This is a genomic window from Nocardia sp. NPDC049737, from assembly GCF_040674755.1.
Classification (GTDB): Bacteria; Actinomycetota; Actinomycetes; order Mycobacteriales; family Mycobacteriaceae; genus Nocardia.
Window position 1 is genome coordinate 204,259 of record NZ_JBFANH010000002.1, and the last position, 8,953, is coordinate 213,211.

At 65.5% G+C, this 8,953-nt stretch carries 11 protein-coding genes; 6 read left to right on the forward strand and 5 right to left on the reverse strand.

The annotated features are described in order from the left end of the window. The first annotated feature begins 16 nt into the window (after positions 1-16). Positions 17-487 (forward strand): DUF4334 domain-containing protein, encoded by a 471-nt coding sequence (locus tag AB0J47_RS03860; RefSeq protein WP_364340714.1) that lies wholly within the window; start codon positions 17-19, stop codon positions 485-487. A gap of 129 nt (positions 488-616) precedes the next feature. Continuing rightward, the gene (locus AB0J47_RS03865; RefSeq protein ID WP_364340180.1) at positions 617-1,846 is read left to right on the forward strand and encodes an FAD-dependent oxidoreductase; all 1,230 of its coding nucleotides are present in this window, start codon (positions 617-619) and stop codon (positions 1,844-1,846) included. A gap of 196 nt (positions 1,847-2,042) precedes the next feature. On the opposite strand, the gene AB0J47_RS03870 is transcribed toward AB0J47_RS03865, so the two are convergent. After that, entirely contained in the window at positions 2,043-3,011 is a 969-nt protein-coding gene (locus tag AB0J47_RS03870; RefSeq protein ID WP_364340182.1) for a zinc-binding dehydrogenase, read from the reverse strand. Between the two features lie 81 nt (positions 3,012-3,092). Here AB0J47_RS03870 and AB0J47_RS03875 point away from each other — a divergent pair, with 81 nt between their 5' ends. Further along, positions 3,093-3,668, forward strand: a complete 576-nt coding sequence (locus AB0J47_RS03875) for a helix-turn-helix domain-containing protein (protein WP_364340184.1) — start codon at positions 3,093-3,095, stop codon at positions 3,666-3,668. Here AB0J47_RS03875 and AB0J47_RS03880 read toward each other — a convergent pair. Continuing rightward, complete coding sequence (locus tag AB0J47_RS03880; protein WP_364340186.1) at positions 3,665-4,378, reverse strand: HD domain-containing protein; 714 nt, start codon at positions 4,376-4,378, stop codon at positions 3,665-3,667. The two genes, AB0J47_RS03875 and AB0J47_RS03880, sit on opposite strands and share 4 nt — an antisense overlap. A 160-nt stretch (positions 4,379-4,538) precedes the next feature. Between AB0J47_RS03880 and AB0J47_RS03885 the strand changes: the two genes are divergently transcribed. Continuing rightward, positions 4,539-5,438, forward strand: a complete 900-nt coding sequence (locus AB0J47_RS03885) for a hypothetical protein (RefSeq protein WP_364340188.1) — start codon at positions 4,539-4,541, stop codon at positions 5,436-5,438. Between the two features lie 3 nt (positions 5,439-5,441). Here the strand turns inward: AB0J47_RS03885 and AB0J47_RS03890 are convergent, their stop codons facing one another. From AB0J47_RS03890 to AB0J47_RS03900, 3 genes are read right to left on the reverse strand one after another with little or no spacing between them, the layout of a single operon-like run. Continuing rightward, the gene (locus AB0J47_RS03890; protein WP_364340190.1) at positions 5,442-5,888 is read right to left on the reverse strand and encodes an SgcJ/EcaC family oxidoreductase; all 447 of its coding nucleotides are present in this window, start codon (positions 5,886-5,888) and stop codon (positions 5,442-5,444) included. 51 nt (positions 5,889-5,939) lie between these two features. Beyond that, positions 5,940-6,566 (reverse strand): alpha-ketoglutarate-dependent dioxygenase AlkB, encoded by a 627-nt coding sequence (locus AB0J47_RS03895; RefSeq protein WP_364340192.1) that lies wholly within the window; start codon positions 6,564-6,566, stop codon positions 5,940-5,942. A 50-nt stretch (positions 6,567-6,616) separates the two neighbouring features. Then, positions 6,617-7,171: a helix-turn-helix domain-containing protein gene (locus tag AB0J47_RS03900; RefSeq protein ID WP_364340194.1), complete on the reverse strand. Its 555-nt coding sequence runs from the start codon at positions 7,169-7,171 to the stop codon at positions 6,617-6,619. Positions 7,172-7,275: 104 nt separating this feature from the next. Between AB0J47_RS03900 and AB0J47_RS03905 the strand changes: the two genes are divergently transcribed. Both AB0J47_RS03905 and pyrR read left to right on the forward strand, forming a co-directional pair. Beyond that, complete coding sequence (locus AB0J47_RS03905; protein WP_364340196.1) at positions 7,276-8,136, forward strand: SAM-dependent methyltransferase; 861 nt, start codon at positions 7,276-7,278, stop codon at positions 8,134-8,136. 152 nt (positions 8,137-8,288) lie between these two features. Beyond that, positions 8,289-8,924, forward strand: coding sequence for a bifunctional pyr operon transcriptional regulator/uracil phosphoribosyltransferase PyrR (gene pyrR, locus AB0J47_RS03910; RefSeq protein ID WP_040692178.1), 636 nt, complete (start codon positions 8,289-8,291; stop codon positions 8,922-8,924). The last annotated feature ends 29 nt before the right edge of the window (positions 8,925-8,953 follow it).

The following is an 8,953-nucleotide window of genomic DNA, read 5'->3' on the forward strand; positions in this document are numbered from 1 at the left end:
GGATCAGGCGTGGGAGCTGTTCGATAGCTTGCCCGCGGCCAGGGTCGCGGAGGTGACCGTCGGCCGCTGGCGGGGCGAGGAATTCGGTACCGGGCATCCGCTCGCGGGGGTGTTGGCGGCCTCGGGTTGGTACGGCAAGCAGTTCGATGATCCGGAGTCGGTACATCCACTGTTGTTCGCCGATGAATCGGGAAGTATCTTCGCGGTCGATCCGCGCCGGGTGCCGCTCGGTCTGGCCGGAAAGGTGCCGCTCGCGGGCGTGCAGACGGTACGGAAGCTGCTGCCGGTCCTCGGTCCGGCAATCCGAACTCGCAGGCCAGCAGCGCGTTTGCGCGATATCGAATATCGCGGTGCGGTGAGTGCCGCGATGGTTTACGACGATCTGCCGATCATCGATCACTTCCGTCGGGTGGATACCGAAACGTTGCTCGGGGTGATGGATATGCGCGGGACGGCCGAGCCGTACTTTTTTGTGCTGCGTCGCTGATCTGATCGCTGCCGCGGTTGTGGGCCTTGGGCTCGGCTGCGGCCTACCATTGAAGTCGGCCAAGGGAAACGCTACATCCGCGCCCGCGGAATGTCCGTCCGGCGCGTGCGCACGGAGGGAGGTCGGGCAATGGAACCTACGACGTGTCTGGTGGTTGGTGCTGGACCGGCCGGCATGGTGCTCGGGCTGCTGCTGGCACGCGCCGGTATCGATGTCACCGTTCTGGAGAAACATAAGGATTTCCTGCGCGACTTCCGCGGCGACACAGTACATCCCACGACCCTCGACCTGCTCGACGAATTAGGCCTCGGCGAGGAATTCGCGAAACTGCCCGCGCGTAAACTGCGGCAGATCCAGCTGCCGATCCGCGGGTCGGTACAGACGGTGTTCACCCTGGAACATCTGCCCGGTCCGCACAAATACATCGCGATGGTGCCGCAGTGGGATCTGCTCGACCTGTTGGCCGGAGCGGCCGACCGGGAGCCGAGCTTCCGGTTGCGCATGAATACCGAAGCGACAGCGGTGATTCGGGAGAACGGTCGGGTCGCCGGTGTCGCCTACCGCACCAGTAACGGCGAAACGGGCGAGATTCGCGCCGATCTGACCGTTGCCTGCGATGGCCGCGATTCGGTGCTGCGGGCCGAAGTCGGTCTCGGCTCACGCAGTTGGCCGACACCGATGGATGTGTGGTGGTTCCGCCTGCCGCGCACCGATATCGACCCCGCCGGTTTGATCGGACTGCTCAGCGCCAACCGCGCTGCGGTCATGTTCGACCGCGGCGACTACTGGCAGGTCGCGACCCTCATCGCGAAGGGTGGCGATGCGACAGCCCGCCGCGGTCCGGTCGCCGAAATTGTGCGCAGCATGGCCGATTCCGCACCGTGGCTGCGTGACCGGGAGGATGCGTTGCGCGACTGGGACGAGGTGAAACTGCTCGACGTGAAATTGGATCGCCTGACCAAGTGGTACACCGACGGCCTGCTCTGCATCGGCGACGCCGCCCACGCCATGTCACCCGCCGGTGGGGTCGGAATCAACCTCGCGATCCAGGATGCCGTCGCCACCGCGAGAATCCTTGCCCCACCCCTGACTTCGGGCACCCTGAGCACCCATGACCTGGCGAGAGTGCAGCGTCGCCGCACCCTCCCAACCGCCGTCACCCAGGGCCTACAACGCATCCTGCACACCGCCGTAATCCGCCCCGCCCTATCCGGCCGAATCAATATCGCCAACGCGGCAACGACTCCCTTGCCGCTACGCATCCTGCGCCGGATCCCCGTCTTGCGCACCGTCCCCCCATTCCTGATCGCCCGAGGAATACTCCCCGAACACGCCCCCACTTTCGCCCGCCGCGCCTGACCCGGTGGATGCACTCGGTGCAACAATGCAGTCGACGCACCGAATGCTCCACGGGAAACATCAACGGCCACAGTTCATTTCAATCCCGCCCGACCGTGTATACGCCGCACGAGATCCCCCCTTGGAATCGCACCTCTGATGAGTGCGCAAGGGAATCCCGAGGAAGGGCGTGACTTTCTGTGACGGCTGTGGTTCGTCAGGGACGCAAAACGATCTTGCCGATGGGGGAGCGCTGCTCGATGAGTTGGTGGGCTTTGGCGGCCTCGTCGAGAGAAAGCACGGAATCGACTTGGGGAGTGAGGGTTCCGGTAGTAGCTCGATTGAGGACGGCGGCGCCGGAGCGGGACACCTCTGCGAGCCAGGCTGGTCCGGCGCAGGCGGTGAGTGTGAGGCCGAGCGGGAGTAGGTCCGTTGTGGAGATCTGGGCTGGGGCTCCGGAGAGCCAGCCGTAGCTGAGGATTCGGCCGCGTACCGGAGTCATGGCCGCCAGTAGATCTCGGGCAGTGGTGCCGCCGATGGAATCGAAGACGACGTCCAGGGTGGTGCCGTCGAGGGTTTCGCGCAGTCGGTTCGGCCAGTCCGGCGCGTTGTGGTCGATGGCTTGATCCGCGCCCAATGCCAGTGCCCGCGCTACCTTTTCGGGACCGCCAGCGGTCGCGATGACGCGCGCGGCACCGAATTCCTTGGCGAGTTGAGTCAGCGCGCTGCCGATTCCTGTTGCGGCGGCTTCGATCAGGACCGTTTCGCCGCCGGTGAGCGCCGCGGTCGCGAGCAGGGGCAGTGCCACCGATCCGTCCATCAGGACGGCGGCCGCGTCGGCGGATGAGAGCCCATCCGGGATCGGGGTCGCGGAAGCCGCTGGTGCGCAGACGAATTCGGCGTAAGCGCCGAAGCCCAGGGTTGCCACCGTGACCCGTCGGCCCAGCAAAGCCGCGTCGACTCCGTCCCCGATCTCGACGACCACTCCGGCGGCCTGAAAACCGAAGACCGCCGGTGGTTCCACCGCCATCGGGAACTCACCCGAACGCAGCTTGGTCTCCGGGAACAGCACCGGAATCGCCTCGGCACGGATCACCAGTTCGCCGGGGCCCGGATGCGGTACGGCGACATCCTGGGGGACCAGGACCTCGGGTCCGCCGACCCTCGTCATTACGATTGCCTTCATAAATAACTCCATAACTTGACTGTCGGTCCAGATGTCTCGAACAATATGGACCGGCGGTCAAGTTGTCAACGAGGTGGTGGAATGACCGACGAACGCCCGAGGGAACGGGCGGATGCCGCGCGTAACCGGCAGGCGATCCTGACCGCGACTGCCGCGCTGCTCGCCGAACACGGCGCCGACGCGCTCACCATGGACCGGGTCGCGGCGGCCGCCGGTGTCGGCAAGGGCACGATCTTCCATCGCTTCGGCAATCGCGCCGGGTTACTGCACGAGATGATCGCCGAGAGCACGTTCGCCGTGATGGATGCCGTCCGTGGCGGTCCGCCGCCGCTGGGCCCCGGAGCACCGGCCGGGGAGCGACTGCTGGCCTTCTTCGATGCCTTCGTGCGCATGATGACCGACAACATCGAGGTGACGGTCGCCTACCTGCAGGGCCCGCCGCACCCGCGCGCCGCCGAAATCCACGAATTCTGGGACACCCATATCACCGCGCTACTGCGCGAGGCCCGCCCGGACCTGGATGCCGAGGTGGTCGGCAGGCTGCTGCTCGGCGCATTGGGTGGCGAACAGGTGCCGGCGCTCGCACGTGCGGGGGAGACTGAACGGCTGCTCGCGGCGGTTCGCGAACTCGTCGAATCGGTGCTGCGCGCGCCTTAGTCCCTGGCGAGAATGGCGTCGAAACGTTCGTCGGCGCTGTCGAGCTGGTGCAGGATATGCCGTTTGACGTGCTCGGCGAGCGGAGTATCGGCGCGGGTGACGAGGTCGCGGTAGATATCGGTGAGCGGGCGATACTTGGTGGCGAGTTTGCGCATCGCGGGACCGTCGGCGTAGAGGATGCCAACGCCGTTATCGGTGAAGTCGGACAGTTTGACGATGCGGGCCCACGGCGCGTGATCGAGATTGGCCGCCACGTGTTCGCGATATTGCGCATGCCGATCGCTATCCGGATCCGGTTCCGGATTGGTTACGGCGGCGACGAGTTCGGCGACTCGGGCGCCGAACCGGGCCGAGAGTTCGGCGAGGGCGGCCTCGGTCGGCGAACCGGGACGCGCGCCGGCAAGGTCGATCGGGTGATCCTCGACCGAATCGTGCAACAGCCCGGCCGCGACGACGTCCGGGTCCCGCACTTCATAGTGGCTGATGATCCGAATGGCAACGCGCAGTAGATGACTCAGATACGGTTCGCGGCCGTAACGATCGTCGCGGTGCAATTCGGTGGCCAGATCCAATGCCTCGTTGAGCCGTTCGGTGTCGGATAGTTCGGCTATTTCCAGCAGTAGTCGTTCGCGCAGTCCGCTTTCGCCGTAGACCTCGCTGATCGTATGCAGCGGCATCACGGCCAAAACCCCCGCGCCGGGATTGCTCATGCCTTCGACTCGCTGGCGCTCGGCTCCGGCATGCGCAACGCGCGCTGGCAGATGAATCGCTCGCTGCGCTCGCTCATATGGCCAATGTATCGGGGCCGGCCGCTCTCCGCTGTGCTCTGGACAACTGTTCAACTGCGCGAAAATAATCCGTTGCCGCGCGGTGGCGACCGTGGTCTCCTGGAATGCACGCGAGGCGGAACTGGAGGTGAATGTGGCCGCGCAGATCAAACGGCCGCGCCCCGGTTCGGCCACCGACAATATGGCGAAACTGCATCGACGCACCATGGTGCTCGACGGGCGGGTGCATACGGTGCTGAGCCTGCGCCCCGGCAGCGATTTCCGCTTCGCCACCAACCATTTCCACGACACCTGGCATGTGCTCTCCGATTGGCGGGGTGCGCGGATGCTGGCTCGACTGCTGTGGGGCCTGGCCTATCAGCGGCGGCCGGGCACGATCGTCGTCATCGATCCGGCCCATCTGGATCCCAATCCGTTCGACGCCGCGCCCTCCGATCCGATCGTGCTGGTGCCCGCGGACCTGACCGTCTTCACCCGCGCCGCCGTCGTCGCCTTGCGTCGGCGGCTGCCGTTCCGCGAGGGTTCACACGGCACGGTGCGCTGGCAGACGTTCGGTCTGGATGCCGCGGTGGACGAGCTGCAGCGGTGGCGGGCGAAGGGGCCGGGGGAGCGCGACTGGAATTTCGCCGATGTACCGACCGGCTGGGAACGGATCGACCGCATCGGCGGCATGGTCACGATTTTCGGTGCTCGCGATCAGCTGCGATCCTGGGCAACCTCGCTCGCGACACTCGGGACCTACGCCTACTACGGCATGGACTACGAGTACCTGGACGAGGATCGCAATGGCGAGGTGCAGATCTTCCGGCAGTACCGCAGGAAGGTGAATATCGCACGTCAGGCCCGCGCCGAAGTGCTCGTGCGATTCGACGGTCATGCCTCGAAGCAGGAGGTCCAGCAGGCCATCTGGTCGCACGGTGCGAGCGTTCGCCGCCGTCGTTTCCCGACGCGCGAGGAACGGCCCGCCGCGCCCCTGAACTGACGGCTACTTCGCCTGCGGGATCGGTGTGTTCTGTCGCGCCGCGGTCCACCACCGACCGTTCTCTTTGACCAAGACGTACAGCGCGATCATCGCGTGATCGATATCGATCAGCTCGGCCTCGGCCGTCGTCGCCCGGGCGAGCTTGTGCGCGATCGCGATATCGGGGCGCAGGAATACGATGTCGGCGACCTCGTAGCGGACATACTGGTCCTTCAGGAATCCCGCCAGCCCCTGCCGATTCGCCTCCAGCAGTGCGTCTTTCCCGGCTATGAGCGCACCGACCGCGTTGACCACCGCCGCATTCGCGGTGAAGTCGGCGGTCATCAGTTCGGCATCGTTGGTGTTGTATGCGGTTTCGACATTGGCGATGATGCGCTCGATAGCCGCAATGTCTTCGGCGTGGTCAACGGTGGTATCCGCGACCACCGGTTGAATTGTCGTTGGGCTCATGGAAATCAGCTTCTTATCTCAACCATGGTTGAGGTCAACAAGCTCACGGAATCAACGCACGCCCCGCGGCCGAAATTGAATGCTGATTCGCGGCCCTGTCGGCCTGCGCGTCTTCGGTACGGCGTGTTCCCAGGTGCGCTGACATGAGCCGCCCATGACCAGTAGATCCCCGTGTCCGACCTGAAATCGAAGACTCGCACCGCCCCCGTGCGGTCGCAGCAGCAGCGCACCCGGCGCACCGATCGAAACAATGGCGACCATGGTGTCATGGGTCGCCCCGCGCCCGATGGTATCGCCGTGCCAGGCCACACTGTCGCGTCCGTCGCGGTAGTAGCACAACCCGGCTGTGCGGAACGGTTCGCCGAGTTCCTCGCGATAATGTGCGGTCAGCGCCTCCCGTGCCTCGTCCAGTGCCGGATCCGGCAACTGTGCATCCTCCTCGTAGAAACACAGCAGTCGCGGCACATCCACCACCCGGTCGTACATCGACCGCCGCTCCGCGTGCCATGGCACCCCGTCCGCCAACCGTTCGAACAGCAAGTCCGCCCCCGACATCCACCCGGGCAGCAGATCCACCCAGGCGCCATGGGGCAAGTCCGTCCGCTGCACACCATCGAGCCCGCCCACCTCGACGTCCCCGAACCCGGCGAGCAACGATCCCTGCAGCGGTGTCGACATGCCGCCGAATCTACGCGTCATCGAACATATGTGCTAGCGAAAAACGGTCATCAATTCTTGGTGAGGATGTCCCGCGCGATGTCGACGGCGGCGGCGTAGCACTCGTCGTCGGTGAGCGGAAGATCGCCCATCATGGCGGTGCTCCAGCTGATCGCAAGCAGGGCTTCACGTGCGCGGAAGACAGCGAGCGGCGGGTTGTCCGGTTCGGCCATCAGGTCGGCGAGCACGCGGAACTGGTAACGCATGCTCGAGCCGAAGTCGAGCTGGCGGAAGGCGGGCTGGTTCTCGTGCCAGAAGCGGACCATGCTGCGGCCGATGCCGTGCAGGAGTGCGCCGTAGCGGGTGAGGATTTCGTTGGCCCGGTCCGGGCCGGGCGGTGCGCTCTCGGCCCAGGTCACGATGTCGTCGATGCCGCGGCGTAAGTCGTCGGAGAGGCTGGCGACGATGTCTTCTTTGGTTCGGAAGTGGTAGTACAACGCGGCCTTGGTGACACCGAGGCGGTCGGCGATCTCGCGCAGGGAGGTCTTCTCGTAGCCGCGTTCGGAGAACAATTCCATTGCGACAGTACGAATCCGCTCACGCGTATCGCTGCGACGTCCGTCCATGGCGTCCTTCTCTTTTTGCTTGACGACCGGCTAGCGGAAGCCTAGCGTCTGCGCTGAGCCCGAATTGCTAGCCGGGCGACAAGTTATCTATTGGGGAGGCAGTAATGACAGAAACGCATCCGAAGGCGCCCATGGCAGGTGTCGCATTGACCGCGATCGGTGTCGCGGTCATCCGCGCGAAGGAAGCCGTGCGCACGGACCGCCTGTACGACGACCCGTTCGCGCAGCTGTTCGTCGACGCGGCACGCGACGCCTACCGCGAGGTCGACGGAGGAATCGAGCGCTGGGCGCGGCTGGAAGAGGTCGCCGATATGTTCTTCGAAGGCCGCACGGCCGGCGTCCGGCTCGTCGACGACCGGGTCGCCGAGGCGGTGGAACAGGGGATACGCCAGATCGTGCTGATCGGTGCGGGCTTGGACACCAGGGCATTCCGCATGGCGCTACCCGCCGATGTTCGAGTGTTCGAGATCGATCTGCCGGAGCTGTTCGCGTTCAAGGAACCGGTGCTTGCCGCGGCACATGCGCAACCTCGCTGTGACCGCGAGGTGCTGGCCATCGATCTGCGCGACGACTGGGCAAAGCTGCTCGCAGAGCACGGATTTCGGCCGGATCTGCCCACGCACTGGGTGGACGAGGGCGTCCTGGGCTACCTGACTCACGAATACGCTTTGCACGTGGTCACCACATTGACCGAATTATCCGCTCCGGGAAGCCGTTTCGGTGTCAGCCGCTTCGCCGTCGACGAAAATGCTCGACCGTACGCCGAACTCAAACGCCTGGTCCGCGGTGACGAGGGCGCGGATCGTCCACGCACCGGCCTCGGCGCCGACGCCAGAACCTGGCTGGACGAACACGGCTGGCATACCGAATTCCGTAGCTGGGACGATATGGTCGCCGCCATGGACCGCCCCGTCGCTTTGAACGATCCGGACATCGGAGTCGTCATCGCGGTCCGCGAAGCGTGAATCTCCCGGAATGTCCGGAGTGTCCGAACCGCGCGTGGCCCTGCTCACAGCGGGATATGCCTGGTTAAAACAGTGCAAAAGGCGCTGCTAGGCTGCATGCCGTAAAGACATCCTTTAACGGACCGTCCGGTGAGGCGGGGAAGGAGGTCGGCATGGCTGTGCCCGAGGAACGGGCCGCCAAGTCCGGCGCTGCCGAAACGTCGCAGCGACACACCCCGGAGTGGGTGAGCGCGGGACGCGAGTTGCTGTCTCCCTCCGACGTCGGCCGGACCATCGCGCGCATCGCGCATCAGATCATCGAAAAAACCGCCCTGGATGCGGGCGAGCCGGACGCACCGCGCGTGGTGCTGATCGGTATTCCCACCCGCGGCACCACGCTGGCCGCGCGACTCACCGACAAGATCGAGGAATTCTCCGGCGTCCGCCCGGCCCTCGGCTCGCTCGACATCACCCTCTATCGCGACGATCTACGCAGCCGCCCACACCGCCCACTCGAGCGCACCTCGGTGCCCGAGGGCGGCATCGAGGACGCACTCGTGGTCTTGGTCGACGACGTGCTCTTCTCCGGTCGCACCGTGCGCTCGGCCCTCGACGGTCTGCGCGATCTGGGCCGTCCGCGCGCGGTCCAACTCGCGGTGCTCATCGACCGCGGCCATCGCGAACTCCCGATCCGCGCGGATTTCGTCGGCAAGAACGTGCCGACCTCCCGCAGCGAGGACATATCCGTATTGCTCACCGAACACGACGGCCGTGACGGCGTCTATTTGCACCAGGAGGAAGCGCAGTGAACCGGCTCGCCGGAGCGAGTGTCAGCGAG